Raw genomic sequence first — 20,706 nt, 5'->3', positions numbered from 1 at the left:
ATGTCCACGTCGTCGTCCCGTCCTCGAACCCGTGTGGGGGTATGGCTGATCGGCGCCAGAGGCTCCGTCGCCACCACAGTCGTCGCGGGGTGCGCCGCCGTGACAGCGGGACTGCACCGTCCCACCGGCATGGTCACCGAGACACCCCCGTTCACGGACTGCGGCCTCCCACCCCTCTCCGCCCTCGTCTTCGGCGGCCACGACACCGTCGACTGCCCGCTGCCCAAACGCGCCGAGGCACTGACGGCGGCAGGCGTCCTGCCGTACGGACTGTCGTCGGCGATCGCCTCCGAACTGGCCGCCGCGGACCGGGAGATCAGGCCAGGCGGCCCTGTTCCCGGCGACACCACCCGAACCCCGGACCAGTTGACGGCGGCCTTCGCCGCGGACATCCAGGACTTCGTACGACGCCACGACCTGACCCGGGCGGTGGTGGTGAACGTTGCCTCCACGGAGCCGGCCCCGACCGGCACCGCACTCCCGCCGAGCTCGCTGTACGCGGTGGCGGCCCTGCGCGCCGGCTGCTCGTACGTCAACTTCACACCGTCGGCGGGGCTGCACCACCCGGAGCTGGCCCACGCGGCGGCGACCAGCGGGCTGCCCTACGCGGGCCGTGACGGCAAGACCGGTCAGACCCTGCTCAGGTCGGTCCTCGGCCCGATGTTCGCGCAACGGGCACTGGAGGTCCGCGCCTGGTCGGGCACCAACCTGCTCGGCGGGGGAGACGGAGCCTCCCTCGCCGACCCCTCCGCGGCGGCGGCGAAGAACGCAGGCAAGGAACGCGTCCTCGCCGACACCCTCGGGACGACACCGGAGGGCGTGGTCCACATCGACGACGTCCCGTCCCTCGGCGACTGGAAGACCGCCTGGGACCACATCGCCTTCGACGGCTTCCTCGGCACCCGCATGATCCTCCAGACCACCTGGCAGGGCTGCGACTCGGCCCTGGCGGCCCCCCTGGTCCTCGACCTCGCCCGCCTCACCGCCCGCGCTCACGAAACCGGCCTCTCCGGCCCTCTCAGCGAACTCGGCTTCTACTTCAAGGACCCGGTCGGCGACGGCCCGCCGGGACTGGCGGAGCAATACGCCTACCTGGTGGCGTTCGCGGGGCGCCTGCGGGGCGGGGGAGAGTCAGCGGTACTGGCGGGACCAGCGGTGTTTGCAGGACCGGCGGGGGCGGCGGGGGCGGCGGGGCCGGCGGGATCGGCGGGGCCGGCGGGTAAGAGGTCGGCGGGACCGACGGGGCTGTCGGACAAGGGGTCGGGCCGGGACGCGGACACCGGGACGGAGGGCCGCCGCCCGAGCGGGCCCCGGGGCGGGCCACCTGCCGACGGCAAGGGGGAACGCCGGTGAGCTCGCGACCCGGGGCGACGGCCGGAGGCGGCGCACGGGACCGGGGCAGCCAGGAACGCGACCGGCCCAGGGCACCGCACGACTCCTCCACCACCGACCTCCGCCTCGGCTACGGAACCAACGGCCTCGCCGACCTCCGCCTCGACGACGCCCTCGGCCTGCTCGCCGACCTCGGCTACGACGGCGTCGGCCTGACCCTCGACCACATGCACCTCGACCCACTCGCCCGCGGCCTCCCCGCCCGCACCCGGCGGGTCGCCCGCCGCCTGACCACCCTCGGTCTCGGTGTCACCGTGGAAACCGGCGCCCGCTACGTACTCGACCCACGCCGCAAACACGGCCCCTCTCTCCTCGACCCCGACGCGGACGACCGCTCACGACGCGTCGACCTCCTGCTCAGGGCGGTACGAGTCGCCGCCGACCTGGACGCCCACGCCGTGCACTGCTTCAGCGGCATCACCCCCGCCGACACGGACCCGGACACCGCCTGGCACCGCCTGACCGAAGCCCTCGCCCCCGTCCTGGACGCTGCCCACGCAGCAGGCGTCCCGCTCGCCGTCGAACCCGAACCCGGCCATCTGCTCGCCACCATCGCCGACTTCCACCGCCTGCGCCGCGCACTCGACGACCCGGAGCCCCTCGGCCTCACCCTCGACATCGGCCACTGCCAGTGCCTCGAACCACTCCCGCCCGCCGACTGCGTCCGCGCCGCCGCACCCTGGCTGCGCCACGTCCAGATCGAGGACATGCGCCGTGGAATCCACGAACACCTCCCCTTCGGCGACGGAGAGATCGACTTCCCGCCCGTACTCGCCGCCCTGGCCGCCACCGGCTACCGGGGCCTGACCGTCGTGGAACTCCCCCGCCACTCCCATGCGGGCCCCCACCACGCCGAACACTCCCTCCGCTTCCTCCGCAGTGCGGTCCGTGCCACCCCGGCCCCTCCCGTCGGCTCCTCCGAGGCCGCAGCGCCGACCGCCACGGCACCCCGGCCCACCGGCGCCCCGCAGACCTCCCCTCCGTATGCCGCCGCCTCGATCGCCGCGAATCAGACGGCCGCTTCCACCACCTCCTTCACCACTCCGGCCCGGCACTCCATCACCCCGGCCGAAGGGAGCACCCCATGACCCATCCCCACGCCGGTCCGGGCACCACCGAAGCAGACAGCCCCCTCACCCCGCTGGACGGCCTCCGCACCCAGATCACCGCCCACCTCGGCGAAGCCGCCCGCGCCTGGCTCGCCGTCGCCCTGGACGAGGCAGCCGCCCGCTCCGGCGGACACGGACCCATCTCCGCCTGGGAGTTGCGCCTCGCCGAAGCCGGCCGCCGCTGCGGCACCGACCACGCGGACGCCGTACGCGTCCTGATCCTGCACGCCGCCCACGCCGGCCCGGACGCCCTCACCCGCGTCTACCGGCAGGGCACCGCCGCCGAACGCCGAGCCGTCCTGCACGCCCTGCCCCACCTGGTCGCCGGCCCCGACGCCCTTTCCCTGGTCGAGGACGCCCTGCGCACCAACGACACCCGTCTCGTCGCCGCGGCGGTCGGCCCTTACGCCGCCCGTCACCTGGACGCCCACAACTGGCGCCACGCCGTGCTGAAGTGCCTGTTCACCGGAGTGCCCGTCGACGCGGTGGCCGACCTCCAGCACAGGGCCCAGGCCGACACGGAACTCGCCCGCATGCTCGACGACTACGCAGCCGAACGCACCGCAGCCGGCCGGCCCGTCCCCGAGGACCTGCACCGCGTCCTGGCCCTGACGGCGCCCGAAGCCAAGGAGTCCTGATGCGCATCTTCGACCCCCACATCCACATGACGTCACGGACCACCGACGACTACCAGGCCATGTACACCGCAGGTGTCCGCGCCGTAGTCGAACCCTCCTTCTGGCTCGGCCAGCCGCGCACCTCGCCCGCCTCCTTCCTCGACTACTTCGACTCCCTGCTGGGCTGGGAACCCTTCCGGGCCGCCCAGTACGGCATCGCCCACCACTGCACGATCGCCCTCAACCCCAAGGAGGCGAACGACCCCCGCCTCACCCCCGTCCTCGACGAACTGCCCCGGTATCTCGCCAAGGACCGCGTCGTCGCCGTCGGTGAGATCGGCTACGACTCGATGACCCCGGCCGAGGACACCGCCTTCGCCGCCCAGCTCCAGCTCGCCGCAGACCACGAGCTGCCCGCGCTCGTCCACACCCCGCACCGCGACAAACTCGCGGGCCTGCGCCGCACCCTCGACGTCGTACGGGAGTCCGCCCTGTCCCCGGACCACGTCCTGGTCGACCACCTCAACGAGACCACCGTCAAGGAGGCCAAGGACAGCGGCTGCTGGCTCGGCTTCTCGGTCTATCCGGAGACCAAGATGGACGAGGAACGGATGGTCGCGATCCTCCGCGGTTACGGCCCTGAACAGGTGCTGGTCAACTCCGCTGCCGACTGGGGCAGCAGCGACCCCCTCAAGACCCGCAGGGTCGGCGACCTGATGCTGGCGGAGGGCTTCACCGAGGACGACGTCGACCTCGTCCTGTGGCGCAACCCGGTCGCCTTCTACGGACTCAGCGGCCGACAGGATCTCGACGTCGACGCGACCGACGCCACCCACGAGGGCAACTCCGTCCTGCGCGGCGGGGAGTGACCGATGCGCTTCCGCCACCCCGACGGCTCCATCGTCCACCTCGCCTACTGCACCAACGTCCACCCCGCCGAAACCCTCGACGGCGTCCGCGCCCAACTCCGCGACCACTGCGAACCCGTACGCCGACGCCTCGGCCGCGACCGGCTGGGCATCGGACTGTGGCTGGCCAAGGACGCCGCCCACGCCCTGGTCACCGACCCCTCCGCCCTGCGCGGCCTGCGCACCGAACTCGACCGGCGCGGCCTCGAAGTCGTCACCCTCAACGGCTTCCCGTACGAGGGCTTCGGCGCCGACGAGGTCAAGTACCGCGTCTACAAGCCGGACTGGGCCGACCCCGAGCGACTCGCCCACACCACCGACCTGGCCCGGGTCCTCGCCGGTCTCCTCCCCGACGACGTCACCGAAGGCAGCATCTCCACCCTGCCGCTCGCCTGGCGCACCGCCCACCACGGCGAACGCGCGGCCACGGCCCTGACCGCTCTGGGCACCCTCGCGGAGCGCCTCGACGCACTCGCCGAACTCACCGGCCGCTCCATCCGCGTCGGACTGGAACCCGAACCCGGCTGCACCGTCGAGACCACCGCCGACGCCATCGCCCCGCTCACCGCCATCGGCCACGCACGCATCGGCATCTGCGTCGACACCTGCCACCTCGCCACCTCCTTCGAAGATCCGCACACCGCCCTGGACGCGCTCACCCAGGCCCGCGTCCCCGTCGTCAAGTCCCAGCTCTCCGCCGCCCTGCACGCCGAACACCCCCATCTCCCCGATGTCCGCGAGGCCCTCGCCGCCTTCGACGAACCCCGCTTCCTGCACCAGACCCGCACGGACACCGCCGCCGGACTGCGCGGTACGGACGACCTGGGCGAGGCCCTCCACGGCGAGGCCCTGCCCGACGCCTCACCGTGGCGCGCCCACTTCCACGTCCCGCTCCACGCCGCCCCCGCCGCACCCCTCACCTCCACGCTCCCCGTACTCATGTCCACGCTGACCCGGCTCGTCGGCGGCCCGCACCCCCTCACCCGGCATCTGGAGGTCGAGACCTACACCTGGCAGGCCCTCCCACCCGAGCTGCGGCCCCGCTCCCGCGCCCAGCTCGCCGACGGAATCGCCGCCGAACTGACCCTCGCGCGCGATCTGTTGAGCGACCTGGGCCTGAAAGAGCTGCCATGAGCCCCCGCCGCGCACACCCCGGCTACACGGTCGCCGGCATCTGCTGGTGGTACGCCATGGGCGCCGACACCGACATCACCGACCTGCCCGGCATCGAGCAACTCCTCGACGACGAGGGCAAGAAGACCCACCGTCTCGACCATCCGCGCGCCGGCGAACTCGCTGCCGTGGCGGAGCCGGACGCCTGGTTCACGTACTCCTACTGGCGCGACGACGCACACGTGCCCGACTTCGCACAACTCGTCGAGATCCACCGCGAACCCGGATACGACCCGGTCGAACTCTTCATGGATCCGCGTGACCCGTTCGTCAAGGTCAAGGCGGCCACCGCACCAGGGCCTCCCCGGCAAGAAGCTCGGCCCGCGTTACCGCGTGGCGGTCGTGCCCCTGGATCCCTCGCCTATTCGCGGCAGCCACGGCCGCCTCCCGACGAGCGACGAAGACGGTCCGCTCCTCATCTGCTCCACCCCCCCCGTGCCGTCGACGGCCGCATCGCGGCCACCGACGTGACGTCACTCCTGCTCCGACCGGCCGGTCTCTCCTGACTGGTCACCAGTGAAGCACCCACCACTGACAACGCCTTCCCCATCGAGGAGTTCCCCATGAGCCGCACACCCCGCACGACCGGCAGCAGCAAGGCGCACGACCCCGAACTCGCCCACCGCCTCAGCCGAAGAGGCATGCTCGGCGTGGCCGCCGGCGCCACCGCCGCCGCTCTCCTCGGGGCGGCCTCCCCGGCCACGGCGGCCCCCTCCGCACAGACCGCCGCCGGGAGCCGTGGACGTCCCGTCCTGCCGCCCGGGCGGCTCGGCATCCAGCTCTACAGCCTGCGCGACAAGGTCTCCACCCTGGGCTTCGCCCCCGTTTTCGCCGAGTTGAAGAAGTACGGCTACGACGAGGTCGAGTTCGCCGGCTACACCCAGGGCTCCGCGGGCCCCATCACCCTCGCCCAGCTCAGGCGACTGGCGCGCAACCACGGTCTCAACCCGATCGGCAGCCACGTCGGCTACTACGCCAGTGACCCGAACGCGTACACCTTCGCGCAGAACCTCGACAAGGTCCTCGACGACGCCCAGGCCCTCGGCCTCAAGCACATCGGCACCGCCTCCGGCCCCTTCCGCTACGGCTCCACCGTCGACGCCTGGAAGCGGGCGGCGGAGGAGTTCAACACGTACGGAGCGGCGGCCAGGGCGCGCGGTATGAAGTTCTACCAGCACAACCACTCCGAGGAGTTCTCCTTCGCCACCGACAACCCGAAGGTCCGGCTGTACGACGTACTGCTCGCCGAGACCGACCCCAAGCTCGTCTACCTGGAGATGGACATCTTCTGGGCGTACTCGGGCCAGTTCCGCTTCTCGAAGCGGCCGGACGGCACACCGGCGCCCTTCGAGCCCCTCGACTACGTCCTCAGGCAGCCCGACCGCTACCCGCTCTTCCATGTGAAGGACGGTGTGAGCGACCCGGGCAACCAGTACGGCTACCGCATGACCGACGTCGGCGACGGAGACATCGACTACCAGCGGTTCATCTCCGGCGTCACCCGGCTGCGCGGCCACCGCCTGGCCCACCACTGGCAGGCCGAGCACGACAACCCGACAGAGTCCTTCACCTTCGCGCGCCGCTCCAGCGAGCACCTCCACTCGCTGCGCGAGAAGTGCGGCGAGTAGCCGCCGGCCGCGGCGTGACCGGCTCCGGGGTGCCCAAGGCCCCGGGGCCGACCGCTTTCTGCCTGGCGGAGACGGGCCGGCTCCGGCCGTCGCGCCCGGACCTTCCGTCCGAAACCTTCCGTCCGGAACCTTCTGTCCGGCCGACGTCGGTCATCGCGCGTTCCGGACAGCTCCCTTACAACGCGACACCGCCCACGAGAAACGCTCGGCCGGGAAAACCCAGCCGAGCGTCTGCCGATCTGCCTGCGAATTCAGTCCCCGTCCCGGCTGGTCGGCATCGGGTTGGCCGTCAGAGTCTTTTGTTTCGGCCGGCCCGGTGGGGTCAGGAAGAGTGCGATGCATGCGGCGAAAAGCGAGATCGAACCGGCCAGAGTGAATGCCCCGCTGTGGCCCCAGTTGTCGACCACCACCTTTCCCATGCCGGCTCCGAGCAGGCCGGAAACCAACTTGGAGCTGTAGACGAGACCGTAGTTGGACGCGTTGTTGTTCTCGCCGAAGTAGTCCGCCGTCATCGCCGCGAACATCGGGAAGATGGCGCCTCCGCCGAACCCGGAGATGCTGGAGAAGAGCAGGAAGAGCGGGAGGTTCTTCATGTCGGCGGACCACAGGATGGCGTACTGCGAAAGGCCGAGAACGATACAGACGAAGATCAGGCAGCGCTTGCGCCCATAGCGGTCCGACAGCCAGCCGATCACACCCCGACCGGTGCCGTTGACGATGGCTTTCATCGACATGGCCGTCGCGACGACGCCGCCTGCGAAGCCGGCCTCCTCGCCGATCTCGACCTGGAAGGCGATGCCGAAGATGTTCACGCCCGAGGTGCACAGCAGGCAGAACCACATCAGCGCGACCCGCCCCGTCCGCCAGGCCTCACCCGGGCTGTACTGCTTCACGGCGGGCGGGTTCATCGCCAGCGCACGACGGGCGCGTGGGTCCTCCGGCGGTCGCAGCGGGTCGACCTCGGCGGGCCACCAGTTTTTCGGCGGGTCTCGGAAGAAGTAGCCCGCCACAGCCACCGTCGCGGCCAGAAAGACACCGACCGAGACAAGTACCCAGCGGAAGTTCGTCAGATCCATATAGCTGGTGAAGAGGAAGACGAACGGCACGGAACCATAGGCGAAACCGCCGTTGACGAAGCCGGTCTTGCCTCCCTTGCGTTCCGGGTACCATTTGCCGACCATGTTCACGCAGGTCGCGTAGACCATTCCGGCACCCATACCGCTGAACATGCCGAACCCGACATACGCGACGATCACATGCGGCGCGAATGCGAGAGACAGATATCCGAGCAGTGTGCCTACTGCGCCGAACATCATCGCCCAACGCGCGGGCAGTTTTCCGCTCTCCCTGAGTTTTCCGGCCGGGAAGGCCACAGCCGCCTGGAAGAACACCCAGACACCGAGCATCCAGAAGATGTGCCCGTCGTTCCAGCTGTGTGCGATGTGCAGGGTGTCCTCGGCCGAAGCGAACGCGTACTCGGCCGAGCTGATGCCCATCATGCCGATCCACGGCAGGATGACCATCCACTTGCGCTTACGGCCCATGATGTCGACATCGGATTCCCCGATGCGGTACATGCGGCCGTTGTGGTCTGTCACCTCCCGGTACGGGACAGACGTCGAGTAGTCGATGGTTGTCATCTTGGTGAAGACTCCTTGCGTCGAAAGATCTGGCCAGCGCCCCCTGTCCAAATGCCTTTCGTGCGCGCATGGGTCCCGGGGCCGGCCGACGCGCACCGTCGGACGCCCCCTGTGCCGGGTTACGTCATGAAACGCCCCCAACTGCCGGGAGGCTCCGCACCGTTGTGGTGCGCTGCGAGGTCCTCACGTCAGACCACCCCGCTCGCCCTGAGCAGGCGCAGTTCCTCGTCGCCCAGGCCGAGTTCGCCGATGAGGATGTCGGCGGTGTGTTCGCCGAGAAGGGGAGGGGTGGTGATGTGGGTGGGGGAGTCGGAGAGTTTGAGGGGATTGCCTACCGTGGTGAAGTGGCCGCGTTCCGGATGCCCGACGCTGACGATCATGTCGTTGGCGGTGAGTGAGGGGTCCTCGATGATCTCCTTGGTGGACAGGATCGGCCCGCACGGGATGTTGTGCGCGTTCAGCCGTTCCAGGACCTGCCACTTGGGCAGGGCCGACGTCCATTCCTCGATCAGCTGGAACATCTTCGCGAGGTGCGGCAGACGTGCTTCGGGGGTGGCCCACTGGGGGTCGTCGGCGAGTTCGGGCCGGCCGATCAGCGCGGCCAGGGGTTTCCAGCCGGGTGGCTGGACGATGACGTACACGTAGTCGTTGGGACCACCCGGCGCACACCTGACGGCCCAGCCGGGCTGACCGCCTCCCGAGGCGTTCCCCGAACGCGGCACCTCGTCCCCGAAGTCCTCGGTCGGATACTCCGCCAACGGACCGCGCGCCAGACGCTGCTGGTCCCGCAGCTTCACCCGGCACAGGTTCAGCACCGCGTGCTGCATCGCCACATTCACCCGCTGCCCCCGCCCCGTCCTCTCCCGCTGGAACAGGGCGGCCACGATCCCCGCCACGCAATGGACACCGGTCCCGGAATCCCCGATCTGTGCCCCGGTCGCCATCGGCGGTCCGCCCTCGAAGCCGGTGGTCGCCATCGCCCCGCCCATCGCCTGCGCGACCACCTCGTACGCCTTGAAGTTCGTGTACGGGCCCTCCCCGAACCCCTTGATCGACGCGTACACGATCCGTGGGTTGATCTCCCTGATGCGCTCCCACGTGAAACCCATCCGGTCCACCGCACCCGGCCCGAAGTTCTCGACCAGCACATCCGCGCCGCGGATCAGCTCGGTCAGGATCTCCTTGCCCCGCTCCGTCTTCGTGTTGAGAGTGACACTGCGCTTGTTGCAGTTGAGCATCGTGAAATACAGGGAGTCCACCTCCGGCACATCCCGCAACTGCCGCCGTGTGACATCTCCGCCCGGCGCCTCCACCTTCACCACATCCGCGCCCAGCCACGCCAGCAACTGTGTCGCCGACGGACCCGACTGCACATGCGTCATATCCAGGACCCGAATCCCCTCAAGAGCCCTCGTCGTCACAGGTCACCTCGCTTGTCCGTTGCCGTGAACGTCCTGGTGGCGCCGTCCCTGAGTATCGCTTGGCACATTGCATACAGTCGACGAATACTGTATGAAGATTGTTATCCCGCATCCGATGGGTGATGTCCAGGGGGCGTGCAGCACTTTCAGGACGGGAGCCGAATCACGGACCTGTACGAGCATCAAGCCCGCGGACTCTTCGAACCGACCGAGACGGCGCGCCTCGTGCTGGACCTGCTGGACGCCGACCGTGACGCCACCCATGACTGACAGGCCCTAACCGCCGGGCCGTTGGGCGCCACCGCGTTCATCCCCCGCCCCCGACTGTGCACCGAGAGCGGAGACATCGAATGACCACCACCCTCAACTCCACCCACCTCGTGGTGAAGTCCGGTACGTCGTGGACCGACGCCTGGCAGCGGTGCCTCGCCGTCGCCCCCGAGGCCTTCCGTGACGACCGCGTCCTCAACCTGTGGAACTCCGCCTGGCAGGCGGACGGCCGGGTCCTGCCCGCCACCAGCCCCGTCGACGGCAGCCCGATCGCCGGCCCGCCGCGCCTGGACCGGGACACCGCGCACCGGGCCGTACGCGCCTCCCTCGACCAGCACCGTGCCTGGCGGCACATTCCGCTCGACGAGCGCCGAGCCCGCGTAGCGGCCACCCTCGACGCCCTCGCCCAGCACCGTGAACTCCTCGCCCTCCTGCTGGTCTGGGAGATCGGCAAGCCGTGGCGGCTCGCGCAGGCGGACGCCGACCGGGCCATCGACGGTGTGCGCTGGTACGTCGACGGCATCGAGCCGATGGTCGCCGACCGGGTGCCGCTGGACGGCCCGGTGTCCAACATCGCGAGCTGGAACTACCCGCTGAGCGTGCTCGTTCACGCGATGCTCGTCCAGGCACTGGCAGGCAACGCGGTCATCGCCAAGACCCCGACCGACGGCGGTGTCGCCTGTCTGACCCTGGCCTGCGCGCTCGCCGCCCGCGAGGGGATTCCCGTCACCCTCGTCAGCGGCAGCGGGGGAGAGCTGTCCGAGGCGCTGGTGCGGGCGCCCGAGATCGGCTGCGTCTCCTTCGTCGGCGGTCGCGACACCGGAGCCGCTGTGGCCACGGCCGTCGCCGACCTCGGCAAACGGCACGTACTGGAACAGGAGGGCCTCAACACCTGGGGGATCTGGAACTACTCGGACTGGGACGCCCTCAAAGCCGTCGTCCCCAAGCTCTTCGACTACGGCAAGCAGCGCTGCACGGCGTACCCGCGCTTCGTCGTCCAACGGGAACTGTTCGACGAGTTCCTGACGGCGTACCTCCCGGCGGTGCGCACCCTGCGCGTCGGACACCCGCTCGCCGTGGAGAAGGCCGAAGACCCCTACCCGGCACTGGACTTCGGGCCCGTGATCAATGCGGCCAAAGCGAAGGAACTCCACGACCAGATAGCCGAGGCCATCGCACGCGGCGCCGTCCCCCTGCACCGCGCCAGTGAGGCCGACGCCCGCTTCCTGCCCGGCCAGGACACCTCGGCGTACGTCCAGCCGGTCACGCTCCTCGGACCGCCGCCGTCCTCGCCGCTGCATCACGCGGAGCCGTTCGGGCCGGTCGACACCATCGTCCTGGTCGACACGGAGGCGGAGCTGCTGGCCGCGATGAACGCCTCCAACGGCGCGCTGGTGGCCACGCTGTCCACCGACGACCGGGCGACCTTCGACCGGCTCGCCCCGCAGATCCGCGCCTTCAAGGTCGGCCACGGCAAGCCGCGTTCGCGGGGCGACCGCGACGAGCTGTTCGGCGGCTTCGGCGCGTCCTGGCGCGGCGCGTTCGTCGGCGGCGACCTGCTGGTGCGCGCCGTGACCCAGGGACCGGCGGGCGAGCGGCTGCCCGGCAACTTCCCGGAGTACCACCTCATGCCGTGACTCGGCGGCCGGGCGGCGCCCGTGAGTGGGCGCCGCTCTCCGGATCGGCGGACTCGGCCTGGAAGAAGGCGAGTTGCCGTTTCTCAAGGCGCAAGGCGTGATCTGACCGACGGCGGCCGGCACCGCTCCACTCCGTCCCTGCCGGCACCGCTCCACTCCGTCCCGGGCGGACCGCCGCGCCCGGGACGGCGCCCGTTCGCATCCGACCGCGGTGAGGTAGCCCAGCATGTCGACCCACGCACCCCGTCTCGTCCGGCAGACGGTCACAGACCGGCTCGTCGAGTCCAACCGCGCCTACGCAGCCGGCTTTGCCGATTTGGGAAGGGATGCCCGTCCCGTACTTCAGGTGGCGGTCGGGGCCTGCATGGACGCCCGTATCGACCTGCACGCCGCCCTCGGCCTGGAGCTGGGCGACTGCCACACCGTCCGCAACGCCGGCGGCGTCGTCACCGACGACACCATCCGCTCCCTGACGATCAGTCAGCGCGTACTCGGTACCCGCAGTGTCGTCCTCATCCACCACACCGGCTGCGGTCTCCAGACCCTGACCGAGGACTTCCGGCACGAACTGGAACTGGAGGTCGGCCAGCGCCCGGCCTGGGCGGTGGAGGCCTTCCGGGACGTCGACCAGGACGTGCGGCAGTCGATGCAGCGCGTGCGCACCTCACCGTTCCTGCCGCACACGGACGACGTGCGGGGCTTCGTCTTCGACGTGACGACCGGACTGCTGCGGGAGATCGACCGGGCCTGAGCGCCTCTCGACGAGGTGGTGGCCGGGGAATCGGGCCATGCTCTGCCGCGGTGGATGCATCGGGGATGCCTCTCTCCCTCGTTCGACCGCTGACGACGAGGGGCAAGCGGCGCACATCAACTAAAGAATACTGTATGCAATCACTCCGAGGGGTACCTCCATGTCGTACCGCACAGCTCTCGCGGAAGTCCTGGCCCGTGCCGTCGCACCCTGTGCCCAAGTCACCCGTACGGAAGGCAGGTTCCCCCGTGGTGCCGTGACGGCCTTCGGGGCCACCGGACTGCTCGGGCTCACCGTCTCCACCGAGTTCGGCGGCGCCGGGCTCGGCCTGCCGGAAGCCGCCGAGGTGGTCGCTCGGACCGCGCGGGTCTGCCCGGCGACGGCGGCCGTGCTCCGGTCCCACTACACAGCGGTCGCCGTCATCGAGTCGTACGGCAGCCCCTGGGTGCGTGCCGAGATCGCCGCCGGACGCCATCTCGCCAGCCTTGCCCTCATGGAGCACGAAGACGGCGGGCAGGCATCGGAGGCCCAACTGGTCACGTCGCGCTGCACAGCCTTTCGCTCCGGCGGCGTGGTCGCCCTGCGCGCCCGTAAACGCCGAGTGGTCGCAGCGGGGGAGGCCGACAGCTATGTCTGGTCCTCCAGGCCGCTCGGTACGCCGGACGGCCTGAGCCTCTGGGGCGTTCCGGCGCACGCCCCGGACCTCTTCGTGCCGGCCCGGCCCGACACCACCGGGCCGCCCGGCAGCGCCATGTCGACGGTGCTCGCCGACCCGGTGCTGGTGCCCGCCGACGCGCGGCTCGGTCCGGACGGCGGCGGGCGTGACATTGTGCTGCACGCGGTCCTGCCGTGGCTGCTCGGGCTGCGGTCCACCGCGGGTGTGCAGGTGCACCACATCACGACTGCCGGGGTCCAGCCCGCCGATTCCCTTGCCGGGTCCTGAACTCCGGATCCGGAACTCCAGCCCGCGGACTGCCTGTTCGGGCCTCCGGGGGTGTCAGTCCTTGCCTGTCCCGGCGGCGATCTGTTTGCGGTAGAAGTCGGTCGTGCGTTCGGTGTGCTTGCGCATGACCTCGCCCGCGCGGTCCGCGTCGCCCTTGGCGATGGCCTTGATGAGCTGGGTGTGCTCGTTCCACGCCTCCTTGCCGCGGGGCTTGGCGATGGGCGTGTAGTACCAACGCACCTTCTGGCCCACCTGCGAGAGCATCTCGGCCAGTACCTCGTTGGCGGCCAGGGTGGTGACGAAGGCGTGCAGGGTCGTGTTGGCCGCGACCAGGCGCTCGACGTCGCCGGCGGCGAGCGCGTCGAGGCCCTGTGACTGGAGCTCGCAGAGGTGCTCGACATCCTCGGGCTTCGCGTTGAGGGCGGCGAGCTGGGCCGAGTAGGTCTCCAACACCGAGCGGACGCCGAGGAGTTGAGTGGCCTCCTCTGCGGTGGGGGAGTGGACGAAAGCGCCCTGTGCGGGCCGCAGATCGACCCAGCCGGCGGTCTGGAGCCGCTGGAGAGCCTCACGGACCGGCTGCCGGCTGACTCCGAGGTGCTCGGCGAGCTCGGCCTCGACCAGGTGCTGGCCGGGCTTGAGGGAGCCACTGACGATTAGTTCGGTCAGGGCGTCGTACACGGCCTGGCGCAGTGGTGCCGGGCGGGTGACGCGCCGGGACGCTGCGGCCGTGAGTGCCTCGCGCATGATGGTCCCGTTCTGCTCTGCCGCCGGGCCGACGGCATTTGCCAAGAGGTGGTCGCCGAGAGGGTTGACGGCGGCGGTTTCAGTATACAGGTTTTGGTATGCAACATGGCGTGGGTGGTTGATCGTGAGGGTCAATCGCGAGGCGTGTTATTGACTGTCGTCTGTATACAGAAGCCTGTATGGGGTATTGTCTCAGTCTCCTGCTCCCCTCACCCGGAACGCCGGGGAGCCGCGTGGCGGAAGGCGGAGCGATCATGACGACCAGCGGAAGCGACATGTCGGTCGAGAGCCTGGTCCGGAGGGTGGTGGCCGACCACCGGGATCAGCGGGGCGCGCTGCTGCCCGTACTGCACGCGGTCCAGGCCGAGTTGGGCCATGTGCCGCAGGAGGCGATACCGGTGCTCGCCGATGAACTCAACCTCTCCAGGGCGGACATCCACGGAGTGGTGACCTTCTACCACGACTTCCGCCGCGAGCCCGCGGGCCGTACCACGGTGCGCATCTGCCGCGCCGAGGCATGTCAGGCACTGGGCGCCGACCGCCTGGTGAGCTACGTCCGTGAGAGCGGACTGACCCTGGGGGAGACCTCTCCTGACGGCTCGGTCACCGTCGAGCAGGTCTTCTGCCTGGGCAACTGCGCGCTGGGGCCGGCAGTCGAGGCGGACGGGCGGCTGTACGGACGAGTGGACCCGATCCGAATGGTCTCCATCCTCAGCGGGACGCCGAACGGGGCAGCGAACGAGGCACAGAACGAGGCGTTCAACGGGAGGGTCTCCTCATGAAGAACCCAGCGCACGTCGCCGCGACGGTCTACGTCCCCCGCGACTCGGCCGCCAGGTCCGTAGGCGCGGACGAGGTCGTCGAGGCCCTGCAACGAGCGGCCACGCGTGGGGACTTCGCCCTGGACGTCGTGCGCAACGGATCACGCGGCATGCTCTGGCTTGAGCCGATGGTCGAGGTCGTGACCCCGCGGGGGCGTGTCGGCTACGGCCCGGTGACCGCCGAGGACGTGGACGCACTCCTGGCCGCCGGCATGCTGGACGGCGCGGACCACCCGCTGCGGCTCGGCCTCGTCGACGAGCTCCCTTGGCTGGCCCGCCAGACACGCGTCACCTTCGCCAGAGTCGGCGTCATCGACCCCCTGTCGACGCAGGACTACGTCGAGCACGGCGGCCTGGCCGGGCTGCGCGCCGCTCTGGACATGACGCCTGCCGACGTGGTCGCCGAGGTCACCGAATCCGGACTGCGCGGTCGCGGAGGCGCCGGATTCCCGGCCGGTATCAAGTGGAAGACGGTGCTGGACTGCGCCGACGAGCTGAAGTTCGTGTGCTGCAACGCCGACGAGGGCGACAGCGGGACCTTCGCCGACCGCATGGTGATGGAGGGCGACCCGTTCCTGCTGATCGAGGGGATGACCATCGCCGCGCACGCGGTCGGCGCGAGTGAGGGCTACCTCTACATCCGCTCCGAATACCCGGACGCCATCGCCACGATGCGCGGGGCCATCGAAGTCGCCCGCGAGCACGGCTGGTTGGGCCGCAGCATCCTGGGCTCCGCACTCGACTTCGACCTGCATGTCCGCGTCGGCGCCGGCGCGTACATCTGCGGCGAGGAGACCTCCATGCTGGAGAGCCTGGAGGGCAAGCGGGGCACGGTCCGGGCGAAGCCCCCGATCCCGGCGATCGAGGGCCTGTTCGGCAGACCGACCGTGGTGAACAACGTCCTTACCCTGACTACCGTCCCGGTCGTGCTCGCGAACGGCGCGAAGGCCTACCAGGACCTCGGGGTCGGCCGCTCGCGCGGCACCCAGGTCTTCCAGCTCGGCGGCAACATCGCGCGCGGCGGCATAGTCGAGACAGCTTTCGGCATCACTCTGCGCGAACTGATCGAGGACTACGGCGGCGGCACCCGTAGCGGACGCCCGCTGCGCACGGCGCAGGTCGGAGGACCGCTCGGCGCCTATCTGCCCACGTCGATGTTCGACCTGCCGATGGACTACGAGGCGTTCGCCGAGGCCGGCGCGATGCTCGGGCACGGCGGAATCGTCGTCTTCGACGACAGCGTCGACATGGCCGCACAGGCCCGCTTCGCGATGGAGTTCTGCGCCGAGGAGTCCTGCGGCAAGTGCACACCGTGCAGAGTCGGTTCGGTGCGTGGTGTCGAGGTGATCGACAAGATCGTGGCCGGCACGCACCGGGACGAGAACCTGGCCCTGCTGGAAGACCTCTGCGACCTGATGACCGACGGCTCGCTGTGCGCGATGGGCGGGCTCACCCCGATGCCCGTGCGCAGCGCCCTCACGCACTTCCCCGACGACTTCCTCGGCGGCCGTCGACTCCTGGACATCCAGGCAGTCCAGCCGATCCAACCGGTCCAGGCGATCCAACCGGTCCAGGCGATCCAACCCGTACGAGCCAGCGGTGCGAGGACGGAGGGAACGGCATGACACTCCTCAAGGAACCCGACTTCGGAACCCCGGAACGGCCCGGCCCGGCAACGGTGTCCGTGGAGGTGGACGGTCTGCCGGTGACCGTCCCCGAGGGGACTTCGGTGCTCCGCGCCGCCGCTCAGGCAGGCGTCGACATCCCCAAACTGTGTGCCACCGACAGTCTGGAGGCGTTCGGCTCCTGCCGGTTGTGCGTGGTCGAGATCGACGGCCGACGCGGCACCCCGGCGTCCTGCACCACACCGTGCGCCGACGGCATGAAGGTGAGCACGCAGACGCCGAAGGTGGAGAAGCTTCGCCAGGGCGTCATGGAGCTCTACATCTCCGACCACCCCCTCGACTGCCTCACCTGCCCGGCCAACGGGGACTGCGAACTCCAGGACATGGCAGGCGTGGTGGGACTCCGGCAGGTCAGGTACGGCTATGAGGGCGCCAACCATCTCGAAGCAGAGAAGGACACCTCCAACCCCTACTTCGACTTCGACCCGGCCAAGTGCATCGCCTGCTCCCGCTGCGTCCGGGCCTGCGGCGAGGTCCAGGGCACGTTCGCGCTGACCATCGAGGGGCGCGGATTCGACTCCAAGGTCTCGGCGGGCGCCGGCGAGACGTTCATGGACTCCGAGTGCGTGTCCTGCGGCGCCTGCGTCCAGGCCTGCCCCACGTCGACACTCCAGGAGCGTTCGGTCGTCGAACTCGGCATGCCCACAAGGTCGGTTGTGACCACCTGCGCGTACTGCGGTGTCGGCTGCTCCTTCAAGGCCGAGCTGCGCGGCGACGAGCTGGTGCGCATGGTGCCGTACAAGGACGGCGGGGCGAACGAGGGGCACTCGTGCGTGAAGGGCCGGTTCGCCTTCGGCTACGCCACCCATCCCGACCGCCAACTCAGGCCCATGGTCCGGGAAAAGATCACCGACCCCTGGCGCGAGGTCGAGTGGGACGAGGCGATCGGCACCGTGGCCCGCCGCATGCGCGAACTCCAGGACCGGTACGGAACGAGCTCGGTCGGCGCCATCACCTCCTCGCGTTGCACCAACGAGGAGGTCTACGTCGTACAGAAGATGGTCCGCGCGGCCTTCGGCAACAACAACGTCGACACCTGCGCCCGCGTCTGCCACTCCCCGACGGGATACGGGCTCAAGCAGACCTTCGGTGAGTCGGCGGGCACCCAGGACTTCCGTTCCGTCGCCGAGGCCGACGTGATCGTGGTGATCGGCGCCAACCCCACCGACGGACACCCGGTGTTCGCCTCCCGGATGAAGCGCCGCCTGCGCGAGGGCGCCAAGCTGATCGTCATCGACCCGCGCCGCATCGACCTCGTACGCTCGCCGCACATCGAGGCCGAACACCATCTCCAGCTCAGGCCGAGCACCAACGTCGCCGTCGTCAACGCCATGGCCCATGTGGTGGTCAGCGAGGGCCTGTTCGACCGGGACTTCGTGAACGCGAGGTGCGAGGACTTCGACGAGTGGGCGGAGTTCGTGGCCCGCCCCGAGAACAGCCCGGAGGCGGTCGAGCCGATCACCGGCGTCCCGGCCGCCGAACTGCGCGCCGCCGCACGGCTGTACGCGACCGCCCCCAACGGAGCCATCTACTACGGTCTCGGCGTCACCGAGCACAGCCAGGGCTCGACGATGGTCATGGGAATGGCCAATCTCGCCATGGCGTGCGGCAACATCGGCCGGGACGGTGTCGGCGTGAACCCGCTGCGCGGCCAGAACAACGTGCAGGGCTCCTGCGACATGGGATCGTTCCCGCACGAACTCCCCGGCTACCGGCACGTCTCCGACGACGCGGTACGCACCGTCTTCGAGAACCTCTGGGGTGGAACTCTCCTCGCCGAACCGGGACTTCGTATCCCCAACATGTTCGACGCGGCGATCGACGGCACCTTCCGCGGCCTGTTCGTGCACGGCGAGGACATCGCCCAGTCCGACCCCAACCTCAAACACGTCACCGCCGCCCTCGAAGCCATGGAACTGGTCGTCGTACAGGACCTGTTCCTCAACGAGACGGCCAAGTTCGCGCATGTCTTCCTGCCCGGGGCGTCGTTCCTGGAGAAGGACGGCACGTTCACCAACGCCGAACGCCGGATCAACCGGGTGCGCGCGGTGACGAAGCCGAAGACGGGCAAGCACGAGTGGCAGATCGTCAGCGAGATCGCCACCGCCATGGGCTACCCGATGGCATACGACCACCCGAGCCGGATCATGGAGGAAATCGCCTCCGTCACACCGACGTTCACCGGTGTCTCCTTCGAGCTGCTGGACAAGCTCGGCAGCGTCCAGTGGCCGTGCAACGAGGAGGCGCCGGAGGGCACGCCCATCATGCACGTGGACGAATTCGTGCGCGGCAGGGGAAGGTTCGTGGTCACCTCCTACGTACCGACCAACGAACGCAGCACCCGGCGCTTCCCGTTGGTCCTGACCACCGGGCGCATCCTCAGCCAGTACAACGTCGGCGCGCAGACCCGGCGCACCGGCAATGTCGCCTGGCACCCCGAGGACATCCTCGAACTGCACCCGCACGACGCCGAGGACCGCGGCATCAAGAACGGCGACATGGTCACCCTGGCCAGCCGCGTCGGGCAGACGACGCTGCGCGCGGAGATCTCCGACCGGATGCCGACCGGCGTCGTCTACACCACCTTCCACCACCCCGTGACCGGCGCCAACGTGGTGACCACGGAGAACTCCGACTGGGCGACCAACTGCCCGGAGTACAAGGTGACCGCCGTACAGGTCGGCCTCGCCCGCCCGACGCGGGCGGCCGATTCAAAACCGGCGGCGGACGACCTGGTCATGGTGGTGGACTGAGATGACAGCGACCGTGCCGTCGGAGCGCAGGATGGCGAACGACATCGCAGCGAACCTCGGACACCTGCCGGGTGAGCGGGCCGCCGAGGAGATCGCGGGGCACATCGGCAGGTTCTGGGACCCACGCATGCGTACCAGGCTGTACGAGTTCGTCGACGCCGGAGCTGACGGTCTTGACCCGTTGGTGGTCGCCGCCGTGAAGCTTCTGCGCTGACCCGTAGGCTGAGGCGGCCCCGGACGGAGAGGAGTCGTTCATGCTGTTCCGGCAGCTGGAGTACTTCGTGGCGGTGGCGAGGGAACGGCACTTCGCCCGGGCGGCGGAGTCCTGCTACGTGTCGCAGCCGGCGCTGTCGGCGGCGATCGCCAAGCTGGAACGGGAGTTGAACGTCACCCTCATCAACCGTGGCCACAACTACCAGGGCCTCACCCCGGAAGGCGAACGGCTCGTCGTGTGGGCCAAGCGCATCCTCGCCGAACAGGACGCGTTCAAGGCCGAGGTGGCCGCCGTGCAGTCCGGCATCACGGGAACACTGCGGCTGGGCACGGACCCCACGGCGTCCACGACCCTGGCGCTTCCCGTGGCCGCGTTCTGCGCGGCGCACCCGCTGGCCAAGGTGCAGGTCCGGTCCCGCCTCTCGACGAAGGAACTCCACCGCCAGCTAAGGGACTTCGAGCTGGACGTGGCGATCGCCCACTTCGACCCTGGGGACCAGGAGGGCCTTCAGGTCGTCCCCCTCTACCAGGAGCGGTACATGCTGCTGGTGTCGGACGACCAACTCGTCGCTCAGTCAGCCACCGTGACCTGGGCGGACGCGGCCCAACTGCCGCTAGCGCTGCTGACACCCGACATGCGGATCCGGCAGATCGTCGACACGGTGTTCGCGGACAAGGGGTTCGTGGTGACCCCGCAGGTCGAGACGGACTCCATCGCCTCCCTCTACGCCCATGTGGGCGGCGGCGGTTGGGCCAGCATCGTGCCGCACACCTGGCTGCGCGCCATGCCGGTCGTCGGCCGGACGAGAGCACTGCCCCTCGTCGACCCGGAGGCCGGCGCCCAGGTTTCGGTGGCGATCCACGCGGCCACACCCGGGTCGGTCGCCGCCCGCGCGTTCGTCAACGCCGCGACGGGCCTGTCCCTGGACGACTTCTTCGCCCGCCCGCTGCCGCTGCCGACGCCGACGCCGACCGAGCATCGCGTGCGCTGAGCCCCGCCA

Annotated in this window: 18 protein-coding genes and 1 pseudogene; 16 read left to right on the top strand and 3 right to left on the bottom strand. The window is 69.8% G+C overall.

Translation table 11 applies throughout. The features are described 5' to 3' along the window. The 7 genes and pseudogenes from IEY89_RS19405 (at position 1) to IEY89_RS19375 (ending at position 6,827) form a co-directional block, all read left to right on the top strand. Positions 1–1,353 (top strand): inositol-3-phosphate synthase, encoded by a 1,353-nt coding sequence (locus IEY89_RS19405; protein WP_229695316.1) that lies wholly within the window; start codon positions 1–3, stop codon positions 1,351–1,353. Next, positions 1,350–2,480, top strand: a complete 1,131-nt coding sequence (locus IEY89_RS19400) for a sugar phosphate isomerase/epimerase family protein (RefSeq protein WP_189148706.1) — start codon at positions 1,350–1,352, stop codon at positions 2,478–2,480. The genes IEY89_RS19405 and IEY89_RS19400 overlap by 4 nt, the downstream gene beginning before the upstream one ends. Beyond that, positions 2,477–3,139 carry an EboA domain-containing protein gene (locus tag IEY89_RS19395; protein ID WP_189148705.1) on the top strand — a complete coding sequence of 221 codons (663 nt, stop codon included), beginning with the start codon at positions 2,477–2,479 and terminating at the stop codon, positions 3,137–3,139. Before IEY89_RS19400 ends, IEY89_RS19395 begins: the two co-directional genes overlap by 4 nt. Further along, on the top strand, positions 3,139–3,987 hold the full coding sequence (locus IEY89_RS19390) for a TatD family hydrolase (protein ID WP_189148704.1): 849 nt from the start codon (positions 3,139–3,141) through the stop codon (positions 3,985–3,987). Before IEY89_RS19395 ends, IEY89_RS19390 begins: the two co-directional genes overlap by 1 nt. A 3-nt stretch (positions 3,988–3,990) precedes the next feature. Next, positions 3,991–5,160, top strand: a complete 1,170-nt coding sequence (gene eboE / locus IEY89_RS19385; protein WP_189148703.1) for a metabolite traffic protein EboE — start codon at positions 3,991–3,993, stop codon at positions 5,158–5,160. 83 nt (positions 5,161–5,243) lie between these two features. Then, positions 5,244–5,705, top strand: a pseudogene (locus IEY89_RS19380) (alkaline phosphatase family protein); the annotation flags it as partial. A gap of 57 nt (positions 5,706–5,762) precedes the next feature. Beyond that, complete coding sequence (locus IEY89_RS19375) at positions 5,763–6,827, top strand: sugar phosphate isomerase/epimerase family protein (protein WP_189148702.1); 1,065 nt, start codon at positions 5,763–5,765, stop codon at positions 6,825–6,827. A gap of 251 nt (positions 6,828–7,078) precedes the next feature. Here IEY89_RS19375 and IEY89_RS19370 read toward each other — a convergent pair whose 3' ends face one another. Both IEY89_RS19370 and frc read right to left on the bottom strand, forming a co-directional pair. Beyond that, a complete protein-coding gene (locus tag IEY89_RS19370; protein ID WP_189148701.1) occupies positions 7,079–8,467 on the bottom strand; it encodes an OFA family MFS transporter in 1,389 nt (462 codons plus the stop codon). A gap of 188 nt (positions 8,468–8,655) precedes the next feature. After that, positions 8,656–9,849: a formyl-CoA transferase gene (gene frc / locus IEY89_RS19365; protein WP_229695315.1), complete on the bottom strand. Its 1,194-nt coding sequence runs from the start codon at positions 9,847–9,849 to the stop codon at positions 8,656–8,658. Between the two features lie 174 nt (positions 9,850–10,023). Between frc and IEY89_RS41510 the strand changes: the two genes are divergently transcribed. The 4 genes from IEY89_RS41510 (at position 10,024) to IEY89_RS19350 (ending at position 13,489) form a co-directional block, all read left to right on the top strand. Beyond that, complete coding sequence (locus tag IEY89_RS41510) at positions 10,024–10,158, top strand: hypothetical protein (RefSeq protein WP_268240743.1); 135 nt, start codon at positions 10,024–10,026, stop codon at positions 10,156–10,158. Between the two features lie 80 nt (positions 10,159–10,238). Then, on the top strand, positions 10,239–11,795 hold the full coding sequence (locus IEY89_RS19360) for an aldehyde dehydrogenase family protein (protein WP_189148699.1): 1,557 nt from the start codon (positions 10,239–10,241) through the stop codon (positions 11,793–11,795). Between the two features lie 226 nt (positions 11,796–12,021). Then, on the top strand, positions 12,022–12,546 hold the full coding sequence (locus tag IEY89_RS19355; protein ID WP_189148698.1) for a beta-class carbonic anhydrase: 525 nt from the start codon (positions 12,022–12,024) through the stop codon (positions 12,544–12,546). Between the two features lie 160 nt (positions 12,547–12,706). Beyond that, positions 12,707–13,489 carry an acyl-CoA dehydrogenase family protein gene (locus IEY89_RS19350; protein ID WP_189148697.1) on the top strand — a complete coding sequence of 261 codons (783 nt, stop codon included), beginning with the start codon at positions 12,707–12,709 and terminating at the stop codon, positions 13,487–13,489. Positions 13,490–13,543: 54 nt separating this feature from the next. Here the strand turns inward: IEY89_RS19350 and IEY89_RS19345 are convergent, their stop codons facing one another. Continuing rightward, positions 13,544–14,233, bottom strand: coding sequence for a GntR family transcriptional regulator (locus IEY89_RS19345; RefSeq protein WP_189148696.1), 690 nt, complete (start codon positions 14,231–14,233; stop codon positions 13,544–13,546). Between the two features lie 254 nt (positions 14,234–14,487). Here IEY89_RS19345 and IEY89_RS19340 point away from each other — a divergent pair, with 254 nt between their 5' ends. The 5 genes from IEY89_RS19340 to IEY89_RS19320 are packed head-to-tail and all read left to right on the top strand — an operon-like array spanning position 14,488 to position 20,697. After that, positions 14,488–15,015 carry an NAD(P)H-dependent oxidoreductase subunit E gene (locus tag IEY89_RS19340; RefSeq protein ID WP_189148695.1) on the top strand — a complete coding sequence of 176 codons (528 nt, stop codon included), beginning with the start codon at positions 14,488–14,490 and terminating at the stop codon, positions 15,013–15,015. Then, positions 15,012–16,679 (top strand): formate dehydrogenase beta subunit, encoded by a 1,668-nt coding sequence (locus IEY89_RS19335; RefSeq protein WP_189148694.1) that lies wholly within the window; start codon positions 15,012–15,014, stop codon positions 16,677–16,679. The genes IEY89_RS19340 and IEY89_RS19335 overlap by 4 nt, the downstream gene beginning before the upstream one ends. Then, positions 16,676–19,492 carry a formate dehydrogenase subunit alpha gene (fdhF, locus tag IEY89_RS19330; RefSeq protein WP_189148693.1) on the top strand — a complete coding sequence of 939 codons (2,817 nt, stop codon included), beginning with the start codon at positions 16,676–16,678 and terminating at the stop codon, positions 19,490–19,492. The genes IEY89_RS19335 and fdhF overlap by 4 nt, the downstream gene beginning before the upstream one ends. Before the next feature lies 1 nt (position 19,493). Beyond that, positions 19,494–19,706 carry a formate dehydrogenase subunit delta gene (locus tag IEY89_RS19325; protein ID WP_030615085.1) on the top strand — a complete coding sequence of 71 codons (213 nt, stop codon included), beginning with the start codon at positions 19,494–19,496 and terminating at the stop codon, positions 19,704–19,706. A gap of 40 nt (positions 19,707–19,746) precedes the next feature. Beyond that, positions 19,747–20,697 (top strand): LysR family transcriptional regulator, encoded by a 951-nt coding sequence (locus IEY89_RS19320; protein ID WP_189148692.1) that lies wholly within the window; start codon positions 19,747–19,749, stop codon positions 20,695–20,697. Positions 20,698–20,706: the final 9 nt, after the last annotated feature.

The sequence above is a fragment of the Streptomyces lacrimifluminis genome (genome assembly GCF_014646095.1).
Taxonomy (GTDB): domain Bacteria; phylum Actinomycetota; class Actinomycetes; order Streptomycetales; family Streptomycetaceae; genus Streptomyces; species Streptomyces lacrimifluminis.
The sequence above is the reverse complement of the archived record's forward strand: the minus strand, read 5'-3'. Positions and strand labels throughout refer to the sequence as shown.

What these genes read in the sequence shown, in the direction of transcription:
- IEY89_RS19360 (WP_189148699.1), top strand. Translation starts at nt 10,239, where the DNA reads ATGACCACCACCCTCAACTCCACCCACCTCGTGGTGAAGTCCGGTACG.
- IEY89_RS19350 (WP_189148697.1), top strand. Translation starts at nt 12,707, where the DNA reads ATGTCGTACCGCACAGCTCTCGCGGAAGTCCTGGCCCGTGCCGTCGCA.
- IEY89_RS19345 (WP_189148696.1), bottom strand. Translation starts at nt 14,233, where the DNA reads ATGCGCGAGGCACTCACGGCCGCAGCGTCCCGGCGCGTCACCCGCCCG.
- fdhF (WP_189148693.1), top strand. Translation starts at nt 16,676, where the DNA reads ATGACACTCCTCAAGGAACCCGACTTCGGAACCCCGGAACGGCCCGGC.
- IEY89_RS19355 (WP_189148698.1), top strand. Translation starts at nt 12,022, where the DNA reads ATGTCGACCCACGCACCCCGTCTCGTCCGGCAGACGGTCACAGACCGG.
- frc (WP_229695315.1), bottom strand. Translation starts at nt 9,849, where the DNA reads ATGACGCATGTGCAGTCGGGTCCGTCGGCGACACAGTTGCTGGCGTGG.
- IEY89_RS19390 (WP_189148704.1), top strand. Translation starts at nt 3,139, where the DNA reads ATGCGCATCTTCGACCCCCACATCCACATGACGTCACGGACCACCGAC.
- IEY89_RS19325 (WP_030615085.1), top strand. Translation starts at nt 19,494, where the DNA reads ATGACAGCGACCGTGCCGTCGGAGCGCAGGATGGCGAACGACATCGCA.
- IEY89_RS19370 (WP_189148701.1), bottom strand. Translation starts at nt 8,467, where the DNA reads ATGACAACCATCGACTACTCGACGTCTGTCCCGTACCGGGAGGTGACA.
- IEY89_RS19340 (WP_189148695.1), top strand. Translation starts at nt 14,488, where the DNA reads ATGACGACCAGCGGAAGCGACATGTCGGTCGAGAGCCTGGTCCGGAGG.
- IEY89_RS19335 (WP_189148694.1), top strand. Translation starts at nt 15,012, where the DNA reads ATGAAGAACCCAGCGCACGTCGCCGCGACGGTCTACGTCCCCCGCGAC.
- IEY89_RS19405 (WP_229695316.1), top strand. Translation starts at nt 1, where the DNA reads ATGTCCACGTCGTCGTCCCGTCCTCGAACCCGTGTGGGGGTATGGCTG.
- eboE (WP_189148703.1), top strand. Translation starts at nt 3,991, where the DNA reads ATGCGCTTCCGCCACCCCGACGGCTCCATCGTCCACCTCGCCTACTGC.
- IEY89_RS19320 (WP_189148692.1), top strand. Translation starts at nt 19,747, where the DNA reads ATGCTGTTCCGGCAGCTGGAGTACTTCGTGGCGGTGGCGAGGGAACGG.
- IEY89_RS19395 (WP_189148705.1), top strand. Translation starts at nt 2,477, where the DNA reads ATGACCCATCCCCACGCCGGTCCGGGCACCACCGAAGCAGACAGCCCC.
- IEY89_RS19375 (WP_189148702.1), top strand. Translation starts at nt 5,763, where the DNA reads ATGAGCCGCACACCCCGCACGACCGGCAGCAGCAAGGCGCACGACCCC.